A 24,364-nucleotide genomic window follows, 5' to 3' on the forward strand; every position below is an offset into this window, starting at 1 on the left:
GCTACGCTTCCGGGCTTACAGAAACAATGTAAGCCGGATAACGCGCGCTCGCCGCCCGGCGTATTCACTCAGTATGATGCCTGCCGGCGCTGCCAGATCCACAGCGCCGCGATCGCCAGCGCGAACAGCACGCCAAAGCCGATACCTATCGCCACTGCCGGAACGCCAACCAGCACCGCCAGCGAGTACAGTCCCAGCATTAATAGCATGGCGCTATTCTCGCCCAGATTTTGTACGGCAATGGCATTCCCGGCGCCAACGCTCTTCTTACCGCGCTCCTGGAGCAAAGCGTTGAGCGGCACCACAAAAAAGCCGCCCAGCATACCTATCAACAGCAACAAGGCATAAGCAGGCAGCAATGCGTGCTGTAATGAGAAGATCGCAACCACAACGCCAATCAAAATCCCGGCGGGCATACAGCGCGATACGGTCTCCAGCGTCACCAGTTTTGCCGCCGCGCCCGCGCCGACCACAATGCCTACCGCCACCATAGCGTTCAGGTAAGTCGGCGTGGCGTTATCCGTAATCCCCAGCGCCACCGGCACCCACAGCACCAGCAGAAAACGCAGCGTCACGCCTGCGCCCCAGAATAGCCCGGTCCCCACCAGCGAAAAACGCGTTTCACCGTTACGCCAAAGGACAACGCAAGCGCTGAAGAAGCTACGCGTCATCGCCGACAACCGCCAGGATTGTCCTGGACGCGCCGCCACAAGCTTCGGGATAAACAGGTTCGCCGCCACTGCGCCAGCGTAGGCCAACGCGCAGGCAACCAGCGCGGCGATGACATGCCAGTCGGCCAATACGCCGCCCGCGACGGAACCGAGCAAAATCGCCGCAATCGTAGAGGCTTCCATCAGGCCATTGGCTTTCACCAGCTTATCGCCCGTCGTCAGTTCGCCCAGAATACCGTATTTCGCCGGAGAATAAGCCGCCGCGCCAATCCCGACCAACGTATAACCGACAAAAGGATTCACGCCGAGGCAGATACCTGCCGCTCCCGCCAGTTTAAGACCATTGGCGACCATCATCACCCGGCCTTTGGCAAAGCTGTCCGCTATCTGGCCGACAAACGGCGCAAAAAGAATGTAAGCGCCCACAAACACCATTTGCAAAACAGGCTGGCTCCAGTCCGGGTAAAACTGAGCTTTCAGCAGTGCCAGCGTCGCAAACAGCAGCGCATTATCGCCAAAAGCCGAGAGAAACTGCGCGACAATCACCGACAGCATCCCTTTCGACCAGATGGAGGTGTTAGTACGTACTGACTCACTCATGATGTTGTTCCGGCGCATCCACCCAACTTTTCAGCGTCACAAAATCGGGTTTCCCGCTGCCAAGCAAGGGAAGCTGTTTCAGATAACGGATATCACGCGGGACGGCAAGTTCCGGAATACCGTGTTCACGGGCATAGTGCTGTAACTTTTCTCGGGTGAGTTCGCTGTCAGTCGTAAACAGTACCAGCGCTTCACCTTTGCTGGCATCGCTTTTAATGGCGGTAGCGTGCATTTTGTCCGCCGAAACGCCAAGCGCCAGTTGCTCGACCATCTCCAGCGAGACCATTTCGCCAGCAATTTTCGCAAAGCGTTTCGCGCGCCCCTGAATCTGCACAAAACCATTTTCATCGAAGCGTACAATATCGCCCGTGTCGTACCAGCCGCGCTCAGTTTCGCCTCTGGCGTTTTCCGCCGACGGCACCTCCAGCACGCCCGGTTTTTCCACGCGCAGATAGCCATTCATGATATTCGGCCCTTTCAGCTGTAGCCGACCGCCGTTTTCAATACCGGGCACCGCCAGCAGACGCGCGTCCATGCCAGGCAGAATGCGGCCAACAGTGCCAGGCTTAGCCGCCATCGGCACGTTAATCGAGACTACTGGCGCGCATTCCGTTACCCCGTAGCCCTCAAGAATGCGCAGACCGAATTTATCCTGCCACAGTTGTTTGGTGCTCTCCTGAAGTTTTTCCGCACCGGCCACCACATAGCGCAGGCGATAAAAATCATACGGATTGGCAAAGCGCGCATAGTTGCCGAGGAAGGTTGACGTACCAAACAACACGGTACAGTTACGGTCATAGACCAGTTCCGGCACAATGCGGTAGTGCAGCGGACTTGGATAAAGAAACACTTCCGCGCCGGTCAACAACGGCGTAAACAGGCCCACCGTCAAACCGAACGAGTGAAAGAGCGGCAGCGCCGACATAAAACGGTCATTGGCGGTGAAATCCGCAATCGTTTTTATCTGCTCGACGTTCGCCAGAATGCTTTTATGGCTGTGCACCACCCCTTTCGGGTGCCCTTCCGAGCCGGAGGTAAAAAGAATGATCGCCGCGTCTTCCGGCTGCTGTTTTACCTGCGCCAGTCGCGGCGCCAGGAGGTGGGCAAAAATCCACAGCTTGTCGGCGGGTGTGACGTCCGCTTTTAAATCTTCCAGGTAAACCCAGCGAACCTGCGTTAGCTGTTCCGGCAGGTGCCACAATTTACCTTTATCGAGGAACTGGCGGGAGGTAAAAATCGTTTTAATTTCCGCCGCGGTAATCGCGCTGGTCAGCCCTTTTACCCCCGCCGTGTAGTTCATCATGGCCGGAATGCGGCGACGAGAAACCGCGCCGAAAATCACCGCCGCGCTGATGGCGGCATTCGGCAGCATTAAACCGATTTTCTCGCCCTCAACGCTGTACTTTTCCAGAATCCGGCCAACAAAAAGCGTCTTGGTCAGTAACTTACGATACGTATCCGGGGTAAAGTTAATGTCCTCAATACAGTTTTTACCCGCGCCGTAACGATATTGCGCCGCCAGCAACGATTCGTATAACGTCTCGCGTGGGCGCACCGCCATACGCGCTTCCATCATGATCTGGTGCAGCATCTCACCCGCTATCTTACGCCTGTCGCGCGCGCGCGGCGCTTCCGGCATCGGTATTTGCGTCGGCGGTAAAATATGAAGCTGAATGCGGGGGAATAAGCGCCGTTTAACCAGACCTTTCAGGCGACTGAAAGGGGTAAGCTCCGCGCCGTCAATGCGGAGCGGAATGACGGTTGCGCCCGATTTTGCCGCCACAAAGCCTGCGCCGTCATAAATTTTCATCAGCGAACCGGTCACGGAAATCCGCCCTTCCGGGAAAATCACCACTGGACGCCCCTGCTCCACCAGACGTACCAGGTGTTTAATGGACATGGGTTTAGTGGGATCGAGCGGTACAAAATCGATCAGCGGCGTTAACCAGCGCATATACCATTGCTGGCTGATGGAGGTATATACCGCAAAGACAGGCCGTACCGGCAAAAACAGCGCCAGTAGCATACCATCGATAAATGAAACGTGATTGGGGGTAATTAAGACCCGGTTCCCCTGTAGCGCCCGGACATCGCCAGTGACGCGCACACGATAAAGCACGCGAAACAGGTTACGGAAAAATCCAAACAGCATTTCAACTCCCTTTGGCCGACAATTCGCTAAAACATGAATTGTGGCAGATTACACGAGTTGCGTAACAGGAGCGATAGCAAAATAGGTTCGAAAAAAAACCTGCGCATCCGCGCAGGTTGGTGCAAGAGACAGGTACGAAGAGCGTACCGAATAATCTCACCAATCAATACCTCTGGGATCTTGATTGTGGGCTTCGCGCGTCTGCATCGCCAGTCCGAAAACGCAAAGGAATAAACGGAAATGCAACGAGTTGTGTAAATTATCCGTTACTGTTACAGGTTCAGGCGAAACAAAAAAAAACCTGCGCATCTCTACGCAGGTTGGTGTAATTCGTGTGATCAACAATGACGTTGATTCCACCTATCAATACCTCTGGGATCACCACTCTATCAACCTGACTCGCTGGCCTGCCAGCAGACAATCGCAACAGCGCTTCGCAAACTGTAACGAAAGATTTGTATTGTCACTTTACAGACGCATTTCTCCCGTGCAGGTCACATTTGCCCGACACGGCGGGGCAAGAGGCTTGAACAGACGTTCATTTTCCGTAAAACTGGCGTAATGTAAGCGTTTACCCACTATAGGTATTATCATGGCGACCATAAAAGATGTAGCCCGACTGGCCGGTGTTTCAGTCGCCACCGTTTCTCGCGTTATTAACGATTCGCCAAAAGCCAGCGAAGCGTCCCGGCTGGCGGTGACCAGCGCAATGGAGTCCCTGAGCTATCACCCTAACGCCAACGCGCGCGCGCTGGCACAGCAGGCAACGGAAACCCTCGGTCTGGTGGTCGGCGACGTTTCTGATCCTTTTTTCGGCGCGATGGTGAAAGCCGTTGAACAGGTGGCGTATCACACCGGCAATTTTTTACTGATTGGCAACGGGTATCATAACGAACAAAAAGAGCGTCAGGCTATTGAACAGTTGATTCGTCATCGTTGCGCAGCGTTAGTGGTGCACGCCAAAATGATTCCGGATGCGGACCTGGCCTCATTAATGAAGCAAATCCCCGGCATGGTGCTGATTAACCGCATTTTACCGGGGTTAGAACACCGCTGTGTCGCGCTGGATGACCGTTACGGGGCATGGCTGGCGACCCGACATCTGATCCAGCAAGGTCATACGCGTATTGGGTATATCTGTTCCAACCACACCATCTCTGATGCCGAAGATCGCCTGAGGGGCTATTACGATGCGCTGGCGGAAAGCCATATCCCGGCTAACGATCGGCTGGTGACGTTCGGCGAACCGGATGAAAGCGGCGGCGAGCAGGCGATGACTGAGTTATTAGGCCGCGGCAGAAATTTTACCGCGGTGGCCTGCTATAACGACTCGATGGCGGCCGGCGCGATGGGAGTATTAAATGATAATGGCGTGGGGGTGCCGGGCGAAGTATCGCTCATCGGTTTTGATGATGTACTGGTCTCACGCTATGTGCGTCCCCGACTGACCACCATTCGGTATCCGATCGTCACCATGGCGACACAGGCGGCGGAACTGGCGTTAGCGCTGGCAGGGAAATGCCCTACGCCAGAAGTAACTCATGTATTTAGTCCGACACTGGTACGCCGACATTCGGTATCCACGCCGACGGATACCGGGCACCTGTCGACAACCGATTAATCAGGGTAGCATGATGGCGACAATGCTGGATGTTTCCCGCCATGCGGGCGTATCAAAGGCCACCGTCTCACGAGTGCTGAATGGGACGGGGCAGGTAAAAGAAAGCACGCGCCAGAAAGTGTTTACGGCGATGCAGGCTTTGGACTATCGCCCCAACCTGCTGGCACGCTCGCTGGCGAATCGCACCAGCAACAGCATCGGTCTGGTCGTCTCTACGTTTGACGGCTTCTATTTCGGCAGTTTGTTGCGCCGGGCGTCGCGCCAGGCGGAGTTGCATAACAAGCAGTTGATCGTCACCGATGGTCACGATACGCCGGAACGAGAGCAGAAAGCCGTACAAATGTTGGCCGACAGACAGTGCGACGCTATTATTCTTTACACTCGCTATATGGATGAGCCGGCGATTTTGTCGTTGATTGACGCCACGGAAATGCCGCTGGTGATTATTAATCGCAACGTCACTCAGGCCCGCGATCGCGCTATTTTCTTCGAGCAGGAGACGGCGGCCTTCCAGGCGGTGGAATATCTGATTACGCAGGGCCATCGCGATATCGCCTGTATTACGCTGCCTGTTCATACTCCCACTGGCACATCACGCGTAGCGGGTTATCGCAAGGCGCTGGAAAAGTATGGTATTCCCTGGCAACCGGCAAAAGTGAAATACGGCGATTACACGCTGACGCGCGGCTATGACGCCTGCCGGGAATTACTGGAGGAAGGCGTCATGTTTAGCGCGCTATTCGCCTGTAATGATGACACGGCGCTGGGCGCGGCAAAAGCGCTGCGCCAGGCCGGATTACGCATCCCGCAGGATGTGTCGCTGTTTGGTTTTGACGATGCGCCGGGCGCAACCTGGCTTGAACCGGGGCTTTCAACAGTCTATTTACCCATCGCGGATATGATAGCCACCGCGATCGATCAGGCCGTTCGTCTGGCGAACAGCGAGCCGGTCGCCCCGATCCCGCCCTTTACCGGCACGCTGATTCTGCGCGAGTCCGTCGCCGCGGGCCCGTTTTTTCAACGTCCGGTCTAATGATGCGCTTCAGAACATCTCCAGCGCTAACAGCTCCTCAATGGTCTGACGACGGCGGATCAGCCGCGCCTGTCCATTGTCAAACAGTACTTCCGGCAGGAGCGGGCGGCTGTTGTAATTCGATGACATAGACGCACCGTACGCGCCGGTATCGTGCAATACGAGGTAATCGCCGGGGATGACCGCAGGTAAGGCGCGTGTTTCAACCATTCCCCCTTCCTGCTGCGTAAAAACATCGCCTGATTCGCATAGCGGCCCGGCGACCACCGTCTCGACCCACGGGCCATTTTCAAGCGCGCGACCATCCGCCGCCAGCGCCGAAATACGGTGATAGCTACCGTACATCGCCGGGCGCATCAGATCGTTAAAACCCGCATCTACCAGCACGAAATGGCGGCTTCCCATCTGTTTTACGCTACGCACCTGCGTTACCAGCACGCCCGATTGCGCCACCAGAAAACGTCCGGGTTCGATCTCAAGTTTGACCGCATGTCCCAGATGGCGGGCGATTTGCTCGCGCGCCGCGTTCCACAGACCATAGTAATGGCGCGTATCAACGGGCTCTTCTCCCTCACGATAAGGTATCGAGAGTCCGCCGCCTGCCGAAATCGCCTCCACATCCTGACCACATTCCAGCACCTGGCGTACCATCGCGCCGCAAACCTGCTCCAGATGGCCATAATCAACGCCGGAACCAATGTGCATATGGATACCGACAAGTTTCAGTCGGTATTTCTGCATTACCGCCAGCGCCGCCGGAAGATCGCTATGCCAGATGCCGTGTTTGCTGTTTTCGCCCCCGGTGTTGGTTTTCTGGCTGTGGCCGTGACCAAAGCCAGGATTCACGCGCAACCAGACGCGATGCCCAGGCGAAACCTGACCAAGCTGCGTCAGCATATCTACCGAGCCGGCATTGACCGGAATATGCAGTTCACTGACGCGCGCCAGCGTGGCGGCGTCAATCACATCGGCGGTAAAAACGATATCATCAGGGCACGTTTGCGGATCGTAGCCCGCCGCCAGCGCACGTTCGATCTCCCCCAATGAAACAGAATCCACCTTGACGCCCTGCGCGCGCATTAAGCGCAGGATATGAATGTTCGAACAGGCTTTTTGCGCAAAACGCACAACGTCAAACTGCTGCAGGGCGGCTATCTGACGGCGAATAATGTGCGCGTCATAGACCCAGACCGGACAGCCGAATTCAGCAGGCAATCTGAGCAAATTTTCAGCGTTAAGGTCAGTTTCAGCGTGATAATGCGGCAATGACATAACAAACTCCGGAACAGGCTTTTTAACGATTACGCCATACCTTAGAAAGAATAAAAAATATCGTTTTATTGTCAGTCTATGCAAAAATGATATGGGATAAATGATTCAGGGAAACGTATGGCTGCCGTTAATTTACGTCACATTGAAATTTTTCACGCCGTAATGACCGCCGGAAATCTCACCGAAGCGGCGCGGCTGCTGCATACCTCGCAGCCTACCGTCAGTCGCGAGCTGGCGCGTTTTGAGAAAGTGCTGGGATTAACGCTGTTTGAGCGTACACGCGGGCGCTTACATCCGACAGTGCAAGGGCTACGCCTGTTCGAAGAGGTACAACGCTCCTGGTATGGGTTGGATCGCATCGTCAGCGCGGCGGAAAGTCTGCGCGAGTTCCGTCAGGGCGAACTCTCTATCGCCTGCCTGCCGGTCTTTTCACAATCCTTTTTGCCGCCGCTACTACCGCCTTTTCTGGCGCGTTATCCGGATGTCAGCCTGAATATTGTGCCGCAGGAGTCGCCGTTGCTGGAAGAGTGGCTCTCCGCTCAGCGCCACGATTTAGGGCTGACGGAGACGCTTCATGCCCCGGCAGGAACAACCCGTACCGAGTTACTAACGCTAAATGAAGTGTGCGTACTGCCCTGCGACCATCCGCTTGCCGCCAAAACGGTACTGACGCCAGACGATTTTCAGGGGGAAAACTTTATCAGCCTCTCCCGCCTGGACAGCTATCGACAGTTGTTGGATACGTTATTTGCCGAACATCAGGTGAAGCGCAGAATGGTGGTGGAAACGCATAGCGCGGCCTCCGTCTGCGCGATGGTGCGCGCCGGGGCGGGCGTTTCGATCGTTAACCCGCTGACCGCGCTTGACTATGCCGCCAGCGGCGTCACCGTTCGCCGCTTCAGCATTGACGTGCCCTTTACCGTCAGCCTGATTCGCCCGCTACACCGCCCCGCCTCCGCGCTGGTTGACGCCTTCAGTAAGCATTTACAAACGCATCTTTCGCGCCTGGTCGAACCGCTGGAGGTTATTCTGGGGCCGATGACGAAAGCATAAAGCTCACGGCATCTGCGGCATGAATTGCCGTGGTATCGAAAACCGGTAGCGCGCTTTGCGTCTGGGGAACAAGCAAACCTATTTCAGTGCAGCCAAAAATAACGCCCTGCGCGCCTTGCGCAGCCAGTTGTTCGATAACCTGTAAATAATAGTGGCGCGACGCGTCAGTGAATGTCCCTTGGCAGAGCTCGTCAAAAATGACCTGATTGATACGCGCCCGATCGTCCGCCTCCGGCACGATGGTCTCAATCGCAAATTGCTGTTCCAGCCGCCCGCGATAAAAATCCTGTTCCATCGTATAGCGAGTCCCTAATAGCGCCACGCGATGCAACCCCTGACGGGCGATAGCTCGCCCGGTAGCATCCGCGATGTGTAGGAAAGGCAGAGAACAACGAGATTCAATAACGTGCGCGATTTTATGCATGGTGTTGGTACACAGCACAATGCCTTCTGCGCCCGCCTGCTGTAACCCCTGGGCGGCCTGCGCCAGGATATCGCCCGCTTTATCCCACTCGCCGCGGCGTTGACATACTTCAATATCGTGGAAATCTACGCTATGCAGCAGTAAGCTCGCCGAGTGCAGGCCTCCCAGCTGCTGTTTAATGCCTTCATTGATTAAACGGTAATAAGGGATAGTCGATTCCCAGCTCATACCCCCCAACAGCCCGATCGTTTTCACTGCGCTCTCCTTTTTGTAAAGCATTATGGCAGTGAAGCAAACTTACACATCCGTTTCCAGTCTATTTTTCATCATGCCGGATAACAGGCGTCATCCGGCATGGGAGGGGGGATTATACGCCAATATTTCTTAGCTTCTCGCCCGCCATTAGCTTGCGTTCGATATGCTCCAGGGTGACATTTTTGGTTTCCGGAATCAGCCAGAAAGTGATGCAGATAAAAGCGATATTCAGCGCGGTGTAGAGCCAGAATGTACCTGCCGCGCCAATGCTGTCCAACAGAGTCAGGAATGTCGCGCCGATGATCATGTTCGATACCCAGTTTGTCGTGGTTGAACAGGTAATGCCAAAATCACGACATTTCAGCGGCTGGATTTCCGAACACAGTATCCACACCACCGGAGCGGCGCTCATCGCGTAACCGGCGATACACATCATCGTCATCCCAACGGAAAGCCAGGAGAGGCCGCTTGATGCCGTACCGTTATCAAACTGCATCAGGCAGTAGCCCAACACCAATGTCCCTAACGCCATTACGCTGAAACCGATTTTTAACGCTGGTTTACGCCCGGCCTTATCGACCGTAAAGACGGCGATAAACGTCGCGAACATAAAGGTCAGTCCGACCACCAGCGTGGCGATCATTTGCTGTTCCGTGGTGGTAAAGCCGGCCATTTTAAAAATGCGCGGCGCATAGTACATAATGATGTTCATGCCGGTGAACTGCTGCATTGCCTGTAGCAGCATACCGAGGAACACGGCGCGGCGAACATTGCGGTTAGCTTTAAATAATGCCCATCCGCCCTGCTTGAGTTTGAGGCTTTCCCGAATCTCATTCAGTTCATCACGGGCTTTTTCCGAGGTATCGCGCAGCATACGCAGCACCTCTTCCGCTTCAATATGGCGACCTTTTTGCGCCAGCCAACGCGGACTATTCGGCAAGAATACCACCAGAATAATGAGCAACACCGCAGGCAGCGCCAGTACGCCCAACATCGCGCGCCAGTTGCCGCTGTAGCTAAATGCCGTATCGGATAAAAAAGCCAGCACAATGCCTAACGTCACCATCAGTTGATACATACTGATCATTTTGCCGCGAACATTTTCGCTAGCCATTTCAGAGAGATAAAGCGGCGCGGTATAGGAGGCAATCCCTACTGCTACGCCCAGTATCACGCGGGCGCCAATCAATACTTCCACGCTGGAAGCAAACGCCGACCCCAGCGAGCCGAGCACGAACAAAATCGCGCCAGCCATCAGGCTATACTTACGCCCCAGCCGGAATGAAAGCCAGCCGTTAAATAATGCGCCAATTGCCGCGCCAAGCATCATACTGCTGACGACCCATTCCTGCAGCCGGCTGGTCAGTACGAAATGGTCGGTAATAAAAGGCAGCGCCCCGGCGATAACGCCGATATCCAGACCAAATAACAGTCCCGCTACCGCTGCAGAAACCGAAACAAACATATTCATACGTCGTGTGTCGCGAAGCGAACGCGGCGTTAAAGCAGAGTCATGATTAATAGAGACCATATTTTCCTGCCACAACAGAGTAAGACATAGCCTGAAAGTACGGGATACTCTTCCTCAAGTGTCAGGCTGGAAACGGCATAAATATGGATTAAATGGCTACGCTATAGCGATATGTGATGGATATTACACTTTTTAAATTTAACGCCGTTGCCGGGTATTTTTTCAAACCACCAATATTTCAATAAGTTAAAGCATTGATCATAGCTATTATTTAACAATATATGGATTAAGTTAAACCCACAATATGGACTATGCTAATGAGATCATAAAAAAACCCTGTACCAGGACAGGGCTTTATCAGTTTTTCGGCCAAAGCGTCGATTTTCCCAGAAACGCATTTGTCAGTAGCGGATTAACGCGCCAGCCAACCGCCATCTACCGCTATGGTATAGCCGTTAATATAATCAGCAGCGCTGGATGCCAGGAAGACTACCGGGCCCATTAAATCGCCCGGTAGTCCCCAACGTCCAGCCGGAATACGGTCGAGAATTTCGGCGCTACGTTGTGCATCAGCGCGCAATTGCTGGGTATTATTCGTGGACATATAGCCCGGCGCGATGGCGTTTACATTGATATTGTGTTTCGCCCACTCGTTCGCCATCAGACGCGTTATTCCCATTACGCCGCTTTTCGACGCGGTATAAGACGGAACGCGAATGCCGCCCTGGAAGGAGAGCATAGACGCGATATTAATAATTTTGCCGCCGTTGCCCTGGGCAATAAAAAGTTTTGCCGCCGCCTGAGACATAAAGAACACGCTCTTGATGTTCAGGTTCATGACGTCATCCCAGTCTTTTTCCGTGAAATCAATCGCATCTTCACGACGGATCAAACCCGCGTTATTCACCAGAATATCAATATGACCGTATTCCGCCACCGCCCGTTCCAGTAGCGCCGGAATGCCATCGATTTGACGCAGATCGGCTGTCAGGCTTAAAAAACGACGTCCCAGAGCGGTGACGCGCGCAATAGTTTCCGTCGGTTCAACAATGTTAATACCGACAATGTCACAGCCCGCTTCCGCCAGCCCTAACGCCATCCCCTGCCCCAATCCGGTATCGCACCCCGTCACAACCGCGACTTTACCTTCAAGAGAAAATGCATTCAAAATCATTGTTAATCCTTATTTTTGTCATGCCTGTCACGCACAGGCGTTATCACCGGTCGCGACTAGCGCAGATCTTGTACCGCAACGTGATCCATGTCATCGAAGACCTGATTTTCTCCCACCATGCCCCAAATAAACGTATAGGCTTTGGTGCCAACGCCAGAATGTATTGACCAGCTTGGGGAAATAACCGCCTGTTCATTACGCATCACAATATGACGGGTTTCCTGAGGCTGCCCCATCATATGGAAAACGCAACTGTCCTCTTCCATATTGAAATAGAGGTACACTTCCATACGGCGCTCATGGGTATGGCATGGCATGGTGTTCCATAGATTGCCGGGCGCCAGTTCGGTGAGTCCCATACTGAGCTGACAGGTTTCCAGTACATCCGGTACAAAGTATTTATTGATGGTGCGACGGTTACTGGTGAGGTTATCGCCTAAGGTGACGGGCGCAACGTCGGCAGGCGACACTTTTTTCGTCGGATAAGCGGTATGCGCTGGCGCGCAGTTGTAATAAAACTTCGCCGGTCTGCTCGCCTCATTGCTGACGAAGACCAGCTCTTTCGCCCCTTTACCAATATACAGAGCATCACGATGACCAATATCATGGCGCTGCCCGTCAACGATAATGGCGCCCGCGCCGCCAATATTAATGACGCCCAGCTCGCGGCGGTCCAGTAACCGGGAAACGCCAAGCTGTTTACCCACCTCTCCGCCGATTTCAACAGAATGGCTGACGGGCATAATGCCGCCGACAATAATACGGTCGATATGGCTGTAGACCATCGTATATTCATCAGCGACAAAAATATTTTCTATTAAAAACTCGCGTCGCAGCGCCTGGGTGTCCAGCGTTTTAGCGTGCTCGCTATGGATGCTTTGCCTTACGTCCACTTTTCCCTCCAATGATAAATCGATCGCAATGGCATAAAATCAAAACACTGTTTTGATTTATTTAACGGCATCATAGTCGCCTGGATGAAGGTTTTCAATAATAAATAAAACAACGTTTCATTTATATGGTTGGTTATTTTTAAAACTGCTGTAGCGATCACGAACGGCGCTAAAACTTACGCACTTGTCTGATTTTCAGACATGTGCGCCAGATGCTGTATGCGGTTACTCAGATAAAAATTGGGGCTTGTTTTGGAACGGGGTCTGATGTGCGAATTGAATTAAAAGCGGTATGCGTCTGCAATGCCCGACGCGGCAAGACGTTCTGCGCTATAACGAAAAAGGGGGTTCTGTCACTGGCTTTGCCCTCGTGATAGAGGGCTTTTTATAACGGAATACTGAAGCAGGAAAAGGATGGCTGGCGCAGGATCAGTCGCGTTCAATGGTTAAAGCAACGCCCTGGCCGCCACCGATACACAGCGTCGCCAGACCTTTTCGCGCGTCGCGTTTAACCATTTCGTGCACCAGTGAAACCAGAATTCGACAACCGGAAGCGCCAATGGGATGCCCCAGCGCAATCGCGCCGCCATTAACGTTTACCCGTCGCTCATCCCATTCCAGCATTTTTCCTACCGACAACGCCTGGGCGGCAAACGCTTCGTTGGCTTCGATAAGGTCGACCTCCGTCAGTTGCCAGCCGGCACGCTCCAGACAGCGCCGGGTAGCATATACCGGCGCAATCCCCATTAGCGCAGGATCGACGCCGACGCTGGCAAACGCGCGGATGCGCGCCAGCACCGGCAGCCCCAGCGCCTGGGCTTTCGCCTCGCTCATCATCATCACCGCGGCGGCGCCATCGTTGATTGAGGAGGCATTACCCGCCGTCACCGAACCTAAACTATCAAACGCCGGATGCAGCAGGGCTAACCCCTCCGCACTGGCGTCGGCCCGCGGTTGTTCATCCGTATCGACAATTGCGGTCTGCCCATTACGTTGCGTGACGATGGGGACAATCTCATCTTTAAAACGCCCGGTATCAATCGCGGCCCTGGCTTTTTGCTGCGAACTGAGCGCATAAGCATCCTGTAACTCGCGGCTGATGCCATATTCCCGCGCCAGGTTTTCTGCCGTCACGCCAATGTGATAATCGTTGAAGGCATCCCATAAGCCATCATGTACCAGACTATCCACCAGATTGTCGGCATCAGGCAACGCGCCGCTACGGCTGTCATTGAGGACATGCGGCGCACGGCTCATATTCTCCTGCCCGCCCGCAATAACAATGTCCGCTTCGCCGCACTGAATAGCCTGCGTCGCCAGGTGCAACGCTTTTAAACCGGAACCACAAACGTCATTAATGGTAATGGCGGAAACGGTAGTCGGCAGCCCTCCTTTGATGGCTGACTGGCGCGCCGGATTCTGCCCGGCGCCAGCCGTCAGTACCTGACCGAGGATGACCTCATCGATAGCGTTAGCGTCCACGCCGGTGCGCTCAATTAACGCTTTTACGACCATGCTCCCCAGCTCGACGGCGGAATGACGGGCCAGCGTTCCCTGAAAACAGCCGATGGGTGTCCGTAAAGCCCCCACTATCACAACCTCTTTCATTACCACCTCAGCGCAAAATGACACCGCCATAGTAGAGCATTGTTAAAATTAGTTATCTTGATTGTTTAAAAAAAGTGAGTTTTATCACAAAGGAAATGACGCTGATTTGACGGTGGCGCAGCTTATTTCTGCTGCAAATGGTAGCGAAGCCAGTTCCCCGCCGTTCCGGGCGGCGTCTTCTTGTTCCACAACAAATCAATAGCAATCGCCCTCGGCCAGCCAGGAACATCCAGCTGCGCCAGCGGTTTTTCCGCCGCAAACTCTTCCACCAGCGCGCAGGGCAATACGCACCAGCCAAATCCCTGAACCGCCATGCTCAACAGCAATAAATAGTTTGGCGCTGACCAGGCCGGGCCGCGCGTAATGTTGGCGTTAGAGTCAAGGTAGGTATTCAGACGCAGCTCGCGCCAGGTATGCAGTTGCTCCCATTGCAGGTTCGTCTGCGACGCCAACGGATGCGTGGTCGCCACATAAACCCCCATCCAGCTTTGAACAGGCAGACGCGTCGCGCCAATGTCTGTGGGATAGTCATCACGCGCTTCAATCAGACCTATCTGGGCGCGCCCTTTTTGCAACAGGTCGATGACATCATCATTTTCTCCGATCAAGCATTCAAACTCGGTATGCGGAAATTGACGATCAAACTGCGCCATTAACTCTTCCAGACTGTCAGGGTGCAGGGTATCAGAGAGGACGAACGTGAGTCTTGCCTCCGTCTCGCCGGATAACGTCAGCGCCACCTCATCCAGACGATCGCTCGCCGATAAAATAGCCTGAACATAGCTAAGCACCCGTTTTCCTTCTTCGGTCAGAACGGGCTGGCGCGATGATCGATCAAATAATGAAAATCCCAGATCCGCCTCCAGATGCGCAATGGCGGTACTAATGGTGGACTGGCTTTTACGCAGGCGGCGCGCCGCCGCAGAAAACGAGCCGCAAGAGACGGCCTCAACAAATGCCATTAACGCTTCAGGTGAGTAACGCATAACCTATCTACTTTATCGATGGATATTATCTTTTAGGTATCACATTAAACGATAAAATAGCGGAAATTTCTTTAATTTGATTAAGAGTAAGGTTTTTTCGTTTATGCAACATGACGCCATACAACGTCGCTCGCTGCCGGAGCGTATTTTCCATGCTGTCTGTTTTGAAGGTATTGCGACTGCGATACTGGCGCCAACGACCGCCTGGCTAATGCAGCGCTCGGTGCTGGAGATGGGCGGCCTGACGATATTGCTGGCAACAACGGCCATGATCTGGAATATCATTTATAACGCTCTGTTTGATCGACTGTGGCCCGCGCATCAGGTGAGACGAACCGCCAAAGTGCGCGCATTCCATGCGTTAGGATTTGAAAGTGGGTTTATTGTCATTGGCGTGAGTATTGTCGCCTGGGTACTGAATGTCAGCCTGCTACAAGCATTCACCCTGGAAATTGGTTTCTTCCTGTTCTTTTTGCCGTACACGATGCTGTACAACTGGGCATACGATGTTTTACGCCAGCGAATAGTGACCCGCCGCCAACAGCGCGTTAGTGCATGATATTGCTCTTTTTTGCCGGGATCGCAACGCTCCCGGCCCCCTCCTCCACGACATCCATCTGCTTAAAACGCCCCCAACTGACGCTATTTATGGTAAATTGCGCTTCTTTTTGTGTGTTTTATAGTTGATAAATTCAAATAATGTCTAAAATTTGGTCAAAAGATGAGACTCTCTGGAGTTTTGCATTATACGGAACGGCTGTAGGCGCAGGCACTCTTTTCCTTCCCATCCAGTTGGGATCGGCAGGCGCAATCGTGCTATTTATTACCGCGCTGGTCGCCTGGCCTCTGACATACTGGCCGCATAAGGCGCTGTGTCAGTTTATTCTTTCCTCAAAGACTTCTGCAGGTGAGGGAATTACTGGCGCCGTTACTCATTATTACGGCAAGAAAATCGGCAGTATTATTACCACGCTTTATTTCATTGCGTTTTTTGTCGTGGTATTAATTTATGCTGTGGCGATTACCAATTCCCTGACAGAGCAATTAGCGAAGCATATTCAGATAGATATTCGCATCCGGATGGCAGTTAGCTTCGGCGTAGTACTTATCCTGAATATGATTTTCTTAATGGGAAGACATGCCACTCTTCGCGTAATGGGCTTTTTAGTCTTTCCACTTATCGCTTACTTCTTGTTCCTTTCGCTCTACTTAACCGGAAGCTGGCAACCCTCGTTACTGACCGGGCAGATGTCTTTGGATAGTCACACGTTGCACCAGGTATGGATTTCTATTCCGGTGATGGTTTTTGCTTTTAGCCATACGCCCATTATTTCGACGTTTGCCATCGACAGACGGGAAAATTTTGGCGATCAGGCCATGGATAAATGCAAAAAGATCATGAAGGTCGCCTATCTGATTATCTGCCTGAGCGTGCTGTTCTTTGTCTTTAGCTGCCTGCTCTCCATTCCGCCGTCATACATTGAAGACGCGCGCAACGAAGGCGTTACCATCCTTTCCGCGCTCTCGATGATGCCCAATGCGCCGGCCTGGCTCTCTATTTCCGGTATTATCGTTGCCGTCGTGGCCATGTCGAAATCTTTCCTCGGCACCTATTTCGGCGTCATCGAGGGCGCAACCGAAATGGTAAGAACCACCCTACAGCAGGTTGGCGTGAAAAAAAGCCGGGCGTTCAATCGCGCGCTGTCTATCATGCTGGTTTCCGGGATTACGTTTATTATTTGCTGTATTAACCCGAATGCCATCTCTATGATTTATGCCATTAGCGGCCCGCTCATTGCGATGATTCTGTTTATTATGCCCACGTTGTCAACGTACCTGATACCGGCATTGAAACCCTACCGTTCAATAGGTAATTTCATTACGTTGGTCGTCGGTTTACTTTGCGTATCGGTGATGTTTTTCGGCTAAAGTAAAAGATAGCCGGGATATAACTCCCGGCTATTTTATATAAGAATCCAGCACCTTTAATATTACGTCCAGATCTTCTTCACGCCTGGCTTCATCACTCTGATGAACGATATGCTCGGTCAGATGCCCTTTAATCACCTCACGCATTAAGCCATTTACCGCGCCGCGAATCGCCGCCATCTGTTGTAACACGGCCGCGCATTCATGCGGTTCATCCAGCATTTTTTTTAGCGCTATCACCTGCCCCTGAATCTTGCTGGTTCTGGCTTTAAGCTTTTGTTTGTCCCGGATGGTATGTGACATTACAACACCTCACTAACATTAACGAATACAAATTATAGCATTACGATGCTACTGGGGGGTAGTATTCCATACTGGGGGGGAGTAGAATGACGCCCACATAAAACAACTAAGAATCATTCTCATGGGTGAATTTTCGACACTTCTTCAGCAAGGAAACGGCTGGTTCTTCATTCCCAGCGCCATTTTATTAGGTATTTTGCACGGGCTTGAACCAGGGCACTCCAAAACTATGATGGCGGCTTTTATTATTGCCATTAAAGGTACGGTTAAACAGGCCGTCATGCTCGGTCTGGCAGCAACGCTTTCTCATACCGCGATCGTCTGGTTAATCGCTCTGGGTGGGATGTATCTTAGCCGGGCATTCACCGCACAATCAGTGGAACCATGGCTGCAGTTAATTTCTGCGATTATTATTCTGAGCACCGCGTGCTGGATGTTCTGGCGGACATGGCGAGGCGAGCAGCAGTGGCTGGCGGGAAACCACCATCACGACCACCATCACGACCACGGCCATGACCATGACCATGACCATGACCATGACCATCATGGTCACATACATCCGGAAGGCGCAACGTCAAAAGCGTATCAGGATGCCCATGAACGCGCCCATGCTGCCGATATTCAACGCCGTTTTGATGGTCAAACAGTGACTAATGGACAGATCCTACTGTTCGGCCTGACCGGAGGGCTTATCCCCTGTCCGGCTGCGATCACCGTTTTACTGATTTGTATCCAGCTTAAAGCGTTTACGCTGGGCGCCACGATGGTGCTGAGCTTTAGTCTTGGCCTGGCATTAACACTGGTGACGGTAGGCGTTGGCGCGGCGATAAGCGTTCAACAGGCAGCAAAGCGCTGGAGTGGTTTTTCGACGCTTGCCCGGCGGGCGCCCTATTTTTCGAGCATTCTGATTGGTCTGGTCGGCGTGTATATGGGAATTCATGGCTATACCGGGATCATGCAGTAAATATGTAACGCTTCTGCTCAGGCCGTATCATTCACGTCGGGTTTCATTCCAGAAGCGTTTTTACTTATCAAACGGTATGAAAGGCCATACATTCAGCGTCCCGCCTGAATTCTGTATTTTACTCCACTACACCACAGGCAAAACATACCCCACCGCCACCGGGTTTAGCCGGAGTGTCAGTGTTTCTGGATAGGGTTGCCGGAGGCGGGTTATTGCGGAGCGACAAACGGAGTTCGCTGCAGTGATTTACAAAACCGGGTACCAAACAGCAGTTCCCGTAATCGGTTCCGCATTCCCAGCTTCACCAGTAACCGGTATTTGTCCTGCCAGATTTGCTTCTCCTGTGTATTCAGCCTTCCACACAACGCTGACAACCTTCCTCGTCCACGGTAAACTTCCTGAAGCAAGCGTAACTGGGCCAGGCTCACTCCACATGCCAGTATCTCCCGGTGCATCAACTGATCCATATAGTTCATCAACCGCTTCGGATTGTTAAATATCGGCGGCACTTCCAGAAAGCCCGTCACTGGCTCCGGAGATAACAAAAAGGCGTCCAGCGCTCCTGTCCTGCGCAAGCGTGCGCCCCCGGCCCACTGTTCATCCCGCCGCCACCGAATAAGTATCTCCGCCAGTTCCTGCTCCAGCAGCGCCGGGATGCCGCCGTATACCTTCAGTACCACCCGGTCGCTGAAAAACAGCTCATCGCTGATAATCATAACCGGGTAGTCCGGCAGTATCTGCCTCAGGGAATAGAACAAAAAGAGATGTTCACGGGGACGCAGACACAGTATCAGTATGGCCTCCGGTTTCCGACGTAATTGCTGCAACAGAACAGGCAGACTGTATGCGGTTTCACAGTTGCAGCCCGGCAGAAATCTCCGGACCAGGTGTGCCACGGCGATCGTCACCGGCCAGCAGTCACCGTAAACGATAATCTGCCGGACCGGTATCCGGTTATGTTCCGTCATCCTCATCCTCCTTCTTTTTCAGGATCTTTCCCGCATTTCTGTTACTGCACAGCCGGTTCCACAGTTCATTTGCCATCGACCTGTCACCATTACCGACCCGGCGTTTTGATACCGGCGGCGGTCCGGCTTTTTCACGACGCGTGGACGGGGTGGGACTGTCAAGAACCCGGATAACATAAATCTCATAGCGTCGTGCTTTATTGGGCAGGGTCTGGTGACGGCAGATGCTGACCACCCGCGATGTTTTGCTTCGCAGATAGGCAATCAGGTAGCTGGCCCGTCTGGCCGTGATGTGAAACGCCTCTGCTATCTGGTTACGCTGAACCCAGTTCTGCTGCAACAGGCACCAGTGTGCCACGATGATATACAGGGGCTCGCCGGCATACTGGCGGACACTTACCGGAATAAAACAGGCATCATGGTTGGTCTGTCCGGGATAATGAATATCGTTACCAGGGGTAAGGTACTGCTTTTTTGCGTGTGTATTATCAGGGCACATAAAACCTCTCCATAACTGGGTAAATGATTTCCCGGAGGTGAAGAACAACTCTTAAATAGTATTTATTATTAATGTGTGTTTATTCGGGATTAGTTCCCCGATAACTCAGTCAGTTCTTTTATTTTTATTATCTGCCCCCCCGATTAGTTATAGGTAACAGTAACGGGTATTGCAGCAGAAAACTTTCCTGTCTTTACACTTTCCCCCGGGGTCGGGGTTATTACTGCGGTATATACTTTCGACACATTACCGGTGACAGCTCCTGTAATAGTAATATCCCCCAGTACTTCTTGTTTATCAAAAGTAATCTCTTTTGTACCGTCTTTTATTGAAAGCCGGAGTCCATTAGGCTGACCTTTGTTGGGGCCATCCAGGCTGACAAGATTCAGAGTTTGCCCGGTATCCTGTGTCAGTGCACCTTTCCCGAAGGTGATGGCCAGAGGGATCGTGAATTCCTGTCCCATAGCCGGTCGTAAAACCTGCGTGGCGATCACTGTAAAATTTGCCTGCCTGGTCTGTGAAGGTTCATAAGTCGTATAAATATGCCCAAAGTTGACCTGTAATGGAACAATGTCAACTTTACCCAATCCGTTTCTGAGAATTCTCACATTAAAACCAGATAAAACAAATCCGTTTTGTCTCACAGAATAAGGAAAAGGTACAATATTTAAAACATTACTTACCCCCGTAAAAGCTGTAACTGCACTACTCTCTGAATATGCTTTTGTATATAAGAAATCCAGTGTTATCCTTACTTTTCGTTCTGTAGTCCCAACAGGTAGTTTTGTGCCAAACTCTTTTCGCAACTCATTTCCTGACTGAGTGCTCTTTATTTCATCCCAGGAGAACGAAACAACATTTGAAGCATTTTCTGTTTCTTTAACGGACATTCTGAATCCAAGTCCCATCGCATCTAGTGTCTGGGTAAATTTACTGAAGTAGCCCTGATTAAATACCAGTTGTGGAAATTGCGTGCCATATCCCATGTAACATTTAAAAACAGCATCCTGATTGATTGTATAGATAACCGAATCCGGACCAGGTTTAAAATCATCGGTTGTCAAATTTATATTTCTTAAATTAATATTCTGACCGGAAGTGACTGCACATTCATTTATACCTGGCTCAACCGCATACACTTTAGTCACACATAAAGAGCACAACATCATCACCAGCACGGTCAGTTTTGTTTTCAGATTAAAAATCCATTCTGTCATGATGTCGCCCCTGCGTCCTTAAACGCGCAGTTCAGGGCATCGCAGGCGTAGCGGTTCATCTGCAGTCCACCGTAATCATCAATATACCCCACCCACAGCGTCCGGGTTTCTGCCGGCAAAACAGCCTTTAAAGGCAGGCTCCCCAGGGGCGGCACCATCACGCCCTCGCGGAAACCGCTGAGCCTGTGGCTGCGGTCTGCTCCCAGCCACGCCACAGTGATGTAGTACGGCGTCGGGTTTCTGAGGGTCAGATGTCCCGCATTCCGCTCAGCAGTCAGCTTTCTTTCCGGCTGGTCACTGCTGCTTCTGATAATGGCTTTCGGACGGTAAAACAGTTTCAGCTGGCTCTGCATGGCCAGTTGCAGAACGTTGTCGTCTTCTGGCTTCGGGGGAACGCCCCGCACGTTAAACCAGAACAGTGTTTCCCTGTCCTGAGGGAGCTTATCTGTCAGCCCGCGAACCTGGGTGATGCGGACCTGGGATTTCTGTCCGGCATCAATACGCTGCAGCGGCGGCAGCGCCATCAGCGCATCGGTTCTCACCCCGTCAGCGTCCGTCACCCAGGACTGCGCCAGGAACGGCGTGGTTTTGTCATCGTTATTCAGCGTGATGGCCACCGTTTTCTGTGGCGCATCCATGATAATACGGGTCCGGTCGACATTGACGGCCGCCGGGCTGCACTGGCTCCATGCTGCCGCCAGTGCGAGTAAAATCACACGGCTTCTTCTGCTGTTTTTCACCTGTTTTCTCCTTTAGACCTGCTCTGTGACAGGGATATTTTTATCTGCAGGGCAGTAACAGCGGCCCCCGGCTGAGTGTCACCGTTTCCGGCAGGGTGAGTCTGCACTGCACCCGGCCATCCCAGGACACATTCAGGGTCCGGCGGTCTTCCCCGCTGAGACCTGTCAGGTAGGCCAGACCGCCATCTCCGACCATCCCCGCGGTTCTGCCGGTTTTCCCGGACACCACCAGGGCGCCAAACGGCGGACTTGCGCCATCAGCCAGCCGGATATGACCGAGCACCTGCTCCCCCTGGCTGGCGTCAATCTTCCGGTAGCCCACCGCGCCCTCCGTCAGTACCTGACTGATGACGGAGCTGCTGACGTCCACGTCCTCCGGCAGGGCGGCCACATCAACCGAAATATCGCTGCGGCGATAGCTGCTGCCGGCGCTCACCACGCCCACCCCGAAGCGGTTGGTCACCCCGCTGTTGCCGTTCACCGGCACACCGGCCACGTCTCCGGTATCTATCATCATGCGGGGCTCATTCCCGGCCATCGACTGGCTGAAAGCGGCACCGTGGGCGGTGGCAGTCACCGAGCCGTACCAGCTCAGGCCCAGGCTGCGGTACTGTCCGGGCTGCAGGGTGGCGTCCGCTGCCGCCTGGCCCCACGGCAGACGGCTCTGCACGCTGCCGCTGAAGCTGCTGTTGCTGCCGGTGTCATAACGGTTATGACCGGCGCTGATGTTCCATGTAGTGTCCGGGTTATGGAAATCGCTGTAATTCACGGTCTGCTGCAGGCCGCCCCGGTTATCTTTCTGTACGCTGTAACTCACCTGGCGGCTGTCTCCCCACGGGATACTGATGGTGGCGTAGACCTGGTTCTGGCTACCCCCGCCGGTGTACTGGTTACGGGCAAACGACACCGAGGCCGAGAGTCCCTGAAGGTCGCCGAGACTGAACACCTTGTTGAGGCTGAGCATGTAGTTATTGTTGGACTGTGCGTTCCAGTAATTGAGCCGGCTTACCGAGAGGGCCGCGCTCATGTTGAGTACCGGAACGGACTGGCTATAAGTCACGGTGTAGCTCTGTTTTTCATGCCATGCATCGCCGCCGTCAGTGGCCCGACGCTGCAGGTACTCCGGCATGGACAGAAAATGGCGGTCCGAGAAGCGGTATCCGACGAACGCCAGGGTACTGCCGGTTTTATCAAACGTTTTGGCATAGTTGATACGGTAGCTGTAACCGGACTGCTTCTGCCCATGCGGCAACCGCGCATCTGAGCGGGTGACGTCCGCAGACAGAGCGCCCAACAGCCCCATATTCTGGCCGATCCCGAGCGCCGCGGACTGGTAGTCGCCGGTGGAGGCAATGAGGCCGCCATACAGCGACGTGTTGTTAAATGCTCCCCAGGTGGCCTCCCCGAGCAGAAAGTCAGGGCTGACCGTGCTGTTGTTATGCGTCCCGCCGTACAGCGGACGTCCGGCGGCCACCTTATAGCGAACCTGTCCCTGGCGTGCCATAAAGGGGACGCTGGCCGTGTTGACCTGCCAGGTCCGGACGCTACCGTCGCTTTCCCGGACGCTGACATCCAGGTTGCCGCTGATATTCTGGCTCAGGTCGGGAAGCTCAAAAGGCCCCGGCGACACCCGGGTCTGGTACAGAATGCGACCATTCTGGCTGACGGTGACCTGTGCATTACTGTTCGCAATGCCGCTAATTTTCGGGGCATACCCCTGAAGAGAGGGCGGCAGCATGCGCTCATCGCTGGCCAAAGTGAGCCCGGCAAAGCGGAAGGAGTCAAAAATAGCGGAGCTGAGGTACGTCTGTCCGAGCGTCAGTTTTGAGCGCAGTGCTGGCAAGGCACGGAACAGATACGTCTGCGGCAGATAAAAATCGGACTGTGATGCGCCCCGCCCACTGTCAAAACGGCTGTACTGGTAATCGCTCCGCAACCGCCAGGCGCCGAGATTAAACCCGGCGGTGCCGTAGAGGCTGTAGCTGGTAGAGGTTTCCCCCTGCTGCGGCATATAGCGGTTGGCCATCAGGCTGTAATCGAGCAGGCCGGCGGTGACGCCGTCGCTCCAGCGTGAAGGAGGCACCCAGTCCGGGTCCTGATAACGCATCCAGGCTTGGGGGATAATGAAGGTCAGACGCTGATTTTCAGCGCTGTACCGTACCTGACTGTCAGCGGAGCGCAGCTCAAGGCATTGCCCGTCCGGGATACCGGTAACGGGTTTCAGGCCATGAATAATCTTATCCTTAAGACCCAGCATGGCCACCATGTCTGTTGTCACACAGATGACGGCCGCGTCGAGTCCGGCAACCGGTACAACTCTGACCGGATACTGTTCCCGTACCGGCTGGTCATTGAGCCAGATATCGAGAATATAGTTACCGGGCGCCACATACCCCTCGCGGCTGAAGGCCGTGAGGTCCACGTTGGACAGGTTCCCGCTGTCCAGCAGGCTGGCATTGAACTCCGTGGCCTGCGACTTCAGGACGGAAAATGTCAGGGTAATCAGAATGGCAAGCCGGGTAATTTTCATG

The 24,364-nt window shown here is 53.5% G+C and carries 21 protein-coding genes; 6 read left to right on the plus strand and 15 right to left on the minus strand.

Translation table 11 applies throughout. The features are described 5' to 3' along the window. Positions 1–68 precede the first annotated feature (68 nt). Positions 69–1,271 carry a lysophospholipid transporter LplT gene (gene lplT / locus ACLJQJ_RS11745; protein WP_000004686.1) on the minus strand — a complete coding sequence of 401 codons (1,203 nt, stop codon included), beginning with the start codon at positions 1,269–1,271 and terminating at the stop codon, positions 69–71. Continuing rightward, positions 1,264–3,423, minus strand: a complete 2,160-nt coding sequence (aas, locus tag ACLJQJ_RS11750) for a bifunctional acyl-ACP--phospholipid O-acyltransferase/long-chain-fatty-acid--ACP ligase (RefSeq protein WP_000896101.1) — start codon at positions 3,421–3,423, stop codon at positions 1,264–1,266. The genes lplT and aas overlap by 8 nt, the downstream gene beginning before the upstream one ends. A 592-nt stretch (positions 3,424–4,015) precedes the next feature. Here aas and galR point away from each other — a divergent pair. Both galR and ACLJQJ_RS11760 read left to right on the plus strand, forming a co-directional pair. Further along, complete coding sequence (gene galR, locus ACLJQJ_RS11755; RefSeq protein WP_000201030.1) at positions 4,016–5,044, plus strand: HTH-type transcriptional regulator GalR; 1,029 nt, start codon at positions 4,016–4,018, stop codon at positions 5,042–5,044. Between the two features lie 10 nt (positions 5,045–5,054). Further along, the gene (locus tag ACLJQJ_RS11760) at positions 5,055–6,077 is read left to right on the plus strand and encodes a LacI family DNA-binding transcriptional regulator (protein WP_074182131.1); all 1,023 of its coding nucleotides are present in this window, start codon (positions 5,055–5,057) and stop codon (positions 6,075–6,077) included. Between the two features lie 9 nt (positions 6,078–6,086). Here the strand turns inward: ACLJQJ_RS11760 and lysA are convergent, their stop codons facing one another. Then, complete coding sequence (lysA, locus tag ACLJQJ_RS11765) at positions 6,087–7,349, minus strand: diaminopimelate decarboxylase (RefSeq protein ID WP_001657232.1); 1,263 nt, start codon at positions 7,347–7,349, stop codon at positions 6,087–6,089. A 117-nt stretch (positions 7,350–7,466) separates the two neighbouring features. On the opposite strand from lysA, the gene ACLJQJ_RS11770 reads away from it, so the two are divergent. After that, positions 7,467–8,402, plus strand: a complete 936-nt coding sequence (locus ACLJQJ_RS11770) for a LysR family transcriptional regulator (protein WP_000741798.1) — start codon at positions 7,467–7,469, stop codon at positions 8,400–8,402. Here ACLJQJ_RS11770 and ACLJQJ_RS11775 read toward each other — a convergent pair. The 6 genes from ACLJQJ_RS11775 to ACLJQJ_RS11800 form a co-directional block, all read right to left on the minus strand. Then, entirely contained in the window at positions 8,374–9,081 is a 708-nt protein-coding gene (locus ACLJQJ_RS11775; protein ID WP_000848633.1) for an aspartate/glutamate racemase, read from the minus strand. The genes ACLJQJ_RS11770 and ACLJQJ_RS11775 overlap by 29 nt on opposite strands. A gap of 112 nt (positions 9,082–9,193) precedes the next feature. Further along, the gene (araE, locus tag ACLJQJ_RS11780) at positions 9,194–10,612 is read right to left on the minus strand and encodes an arabinose-proton symporter AraE (protein WP_063808811.1); all 1,419 of its coding nucleotides are present in this window, start codon (positions 10,610–10,612) and stop codon (positions 9,194–9,196) included. 352 nt (positions 10,613–10,964) lie between these two features. Then, a complete protein-coding gene (kduD, locus tag ACLJQJ_RS11785) occupies positions 10,965–11,726 on the minus strand; it encodes a 2-dehydro-3-deoxy-D-gluconate 5-dehydrogenase KduD (protein ID WP_000602494.1) in 762 nt (253 codons plus the stop codon). A gap of 56 nt (positions 11,727–11,782) precedes the next feature. Next, complete coding sequence (kduI, locus tag ACLJQJ_RS11790) at positions 11,783–12,619, minus strand: 5-dehydro-4-deoxy-D-glucuronate isomerase (protein ID WP_000383274.1); 837 nt, start codon at positions 12,617–12,619, stop codon at positions 11,783–11,785. Between the two features lie 429 nt (positions 12,620–13,048). Further along, positions 13,049–14,227, minus strand: coding sequence for an acetyl-CoA C-acetyltransferase (locus ACLJQJ_RS11795; RefSeq protein WP_000665977.1), 1,179 nt, complete (start codon positions 14,225–14,227; stop codon positions 13,049–13,051). A gap of 122 nt (positions 14,228–14,349) precedes the next feature. Then, entirely contained in the window at positions 14,350–15,213 is an 864-nt protein-coding gene (locus tag ACLJQJ_RS11800) for a LysR family transcriptional regulator (protein ID WP_063808812.1), read from the minus strand. A 103-nt stretch (positions 15,214–15,316) separates the two neighbouring features. Between ACLJQJ_RS11800 and ACLJQJ_RS11805 the strand changes: the two genes are divergently transcribed. Both ACLJQJ_RS11805 and ACLJQJ_RS11810 read left to right on the plus strand, forming a co-directional pair. Continuing rightward, positions 15,317–15,772 carry a multidrug/biocide efflux PACE transporter gene (locus tag ACLJQJ_RS11805; RefSeq protein WP_017465480.1) on the plus strand — a complete coding sequence of 152 codons (456 nt, stop codon included), beginning with the start codon at positions 15,317–15,319 and terminating at the stop codon, positions 15,770–15,772. Between the two features lie 140 nt (positions 15,773–15,912). Further along, on the plus strand, positions 15,913–17,142 hold the full coding sequence (locus tag ACLJQJ_RS11810) for an amino acid permease (RefSeq protein ID WP_000036836.1): 1,230 nt from the start codon (positions 15,913–15,915) through the stop codon (positions 17,140–17,142). 30 nt (positions 17,143–17,172) lie between these two features. Here ACLJQJ_RS11810 and rcnR read toward each other — a convergent pair whose 3' ends face one another. Further along, complete coding sequence (gene rcnR / locus ACLJQJ_RS11815) at positions 17,173–17,445, minus strand: Ni(II)/Co(II)-binding transcriptional repressor RcnR (RefSeq protein WP_063808813.1); 273 nt, start codon at positions 17,443–17,445, stop codon at positions 17,173–17,175. A gap of 121 nt (positions 17,446–17,566) precedes the next feature. Here rcnR and ACLJQJ_RS11820 point away from each other — a divergent pair, with 121 nt between their 5' ends. Beyond that, positions 17,567–18,409 carry a nickel/cobalt efflux protein RcnA gene (locus ACLJQJ_RS11820; RefSeq protein WP_063808814.1) on the plus strand — a complete coding sequence of 281 codons (843 nt, stop codon included), beginning with the start codon at positions 17,567–17,569 and terminating at the stop codon, positions 18,407–18,409. A 209-nt stretch (positions 18,410–18,618) separates the two neighbouring features. On the opposite strand, the gene ACLJQJ_RS11825 is transcribed toward ACLJQJ_RS11820, so the two are convergent. From ACLJQJ_RS11825 to stdB, 5 genes are all read right to left on the minus strand, one after another. Then, positions 18,619–19,377 (minus strand): hypothetical protein, encoded by a 759-nt coding sequence (locus tag ACLJQJ_RS11825; RefSeq protein WP_063808815.1) that lies wholly within the window; start codon positions 19,375–19,377, stop codon positions 18,619–18,621. Then, complete coding sequence (locus tag ACLJQJ_RS11830) at positions 19,364–19,876, minus strand: CaiF/GrlA family transcriptional regulator (RefSeq protein WP_000336260.1); 513 nt, start codon at positions 19,874–19,876, stop codon at positions 19,364–19,366. The genes ACLJQJ_RS11825 and ACLJQJ_RS11830 overlap by 14 nt, the downstream gene beginning before the upstream one ends. Positions 19,877–20,019: 143 nt before the next feature. After that, on the minus strand, positions 20,020–21,093 hold the full coding sequence (locus ACLJQJ_RS11835) for a hypothetical protein (protein ID WP_000141332.1): 1,074 nt from the start codon (positions 21,091–21,093) through the stop codon (positions 20,020–20,022). Then, a complete protein-coding gene (gene stdC, locus ACLJQJ_RS11840; protein ID WP_000798493.1) occupies positions 21,090–21,833 on the minus strand; it encodes a fimbrial biogenesis chaperone StdC in 744 nt (247 codons plus the stop codon). Before stdC ends, ACLJQJ_RS11835 begins: the two co-directional genes overlap by 4 nt. A 40-nt stretch (positions 21,834–21,873) precedes the next feature. Beyond that, positions 21,874–24,363 (minus strand): fimbrial outer membrane usher protein StdB, encoded by a 2,490-nt coding sequence (stdB, locus tag ACLJQJ_RS11845; protein ID WP_039589325.1) that lies wholly within the window; start codon positions 24,361–24,363, stop codon positions 21,874–21,876. Position 24,364 lies beyond the last annotated feature (1 nt).

The sequence above is a fragment of the Salmonella sp. SAL04202 genome (genome assembly GCF_046550775.1).
GTDB classification, from domain to species: domain Bacteria; phylum Pseudomonadota; class Gammaproteobacteria; order Enterobacterales; family Enterobacteriaceae; genus Salmonella; species Salmonella enterica.

What these genes read in the sequence shown, in the direction of transcription:
- lplT (WP_000004686.1), bottom strand. Translation starts at nt 1,271, where the DNA reads ATGAGTGAGTCAGTACGTACTAACACCTCCATCTGGTCGAAAGGGATG.
- aas (WP_000896101.1), bottom strand. Translation starts at nt 3,423, where the DNA reads ATGCTGTTTGGATTTTTCCGTAACCTGTTTCGCGTGCTTTATCGTGTG.
- galR (WP_000201030.1), top strand. Translation starts at nt 4,016, where the DNA reads ATGGCGACCATAAAAGATGTAGCCCGACTGGCCGGTGTTTCAGTCGCC.
- ACLJQJ_RS11760 (WP_074182131.1), top strand. Translation starts at nt 5,055, where the DNA reads ATGATGGCGACAATGCTGGATGTTTCCCGCCATGCGGGCGTATCAAAG.
- lysA (WP_001657232.1), bottom strand. Translation starts at nt 7,349, where the DNA reads ATGTCATTGCCGCATTATCACGCTGAAACTGACCTTAACGCTGAAAAT.
- ACLJQJ_RS11770 (WP_000741798.1), top strand. Translation starts at nt 7,467, where the DNA reads ATGGCTGCCGTTAATTTACGTCACATTGAAATTTTTCACGCCGTAATG.
- araE (WP_063808811.1), bottom strand. Translation starts at nt 10,612, where the DNA reads ATGGTCTCTATTAATCATGACTCTGCTTTAACGCCGCGTTCGCTTCGC.
- kduD (WP_000602494.1), bottom strand. Translation starts at nt 11,726, where the DNA reads ATGATTTTGAATGCATTTTCTCTTGAAGGTAAAGTCGCGGTTGTGACG.
- ACLJQJ_RS11795 (WP_000665977.1), bottom strand. Translation starts at nt 14,227, where the DNA reads ATGAAAGAGGTTGTGATAGTGGGGGCTTTACGGACACCCATCGGCTGT.
- ACLJQJ_RS11800 (WP_063808812.1), bottom strand. Translation starts at nt 15,213, where the DNA reads ATGCGTTACTCACCTGAAGCGTTAATGGCATTTGTTGAGGCCGTCTCT.
- ACLJQJ_RS11805 (WP_017465480.1), top strand. Translation starts at nt 15,317, where the DNA reads ATGCAACATGACGCCATACAACGTCGCTCGCTGCCGGAGCGTATTTTC.
- ACLJQJ_RS11810 (WP_000036836.1), top strand. Translation starts at nt 15,913, where the DNA reads ATGTCTAAAATTTGGTCAAAAGATGAGACTCTCTGGAGTTTTGCATTA.
- rcnR (WP_063808813.1), bottom strand. Translation starts at nt 17,445, where the DNA reads ATGTCACATACCATCCGGGACAAACAAAAGCTTAAAGCCAGAACCAGC.
- ACLJQJ_RS11820 (WP_063808814.1), top strand. Translation starts at nt 17,567, where the DNA reads ATGGGTGAATTTTCGACACTTCTTCAGCAAGGAAACGGCTGGTTCTTC.
- ACLJQJ_RS11825 (WP_063808815.1), bottom strand. Translation starts at nt 19,377, where the DNA reads ATGACGGAACATAACCGGATACCGGTCCGGCAGATTATCGTTTACGGT.
- ACLJQJ_RS11830 (WP_000336260.1), bottom strand. Translation starts at nt 19,876, where the DNA reads ATGTGCCCTGATAATACACACGCAAAAAAGCAGTACCTTACCCCTGGT.
- ACLJQJ_RS11835 (WP_000141332.1), bottom strand. Translation starts at nt 21,093, where the DNA reads ATGACAGAATGGATTTTTAATCTGAAAACAAAACTGACCGTGCTGGTG.
- stdB (WP_039589325.1), bottom strand. Translation starts at nt 24,363, where the DNA reads ATGAAAATTACCCGGCTTGCCATTCTGATTACCCTGACATTTTCCGTC.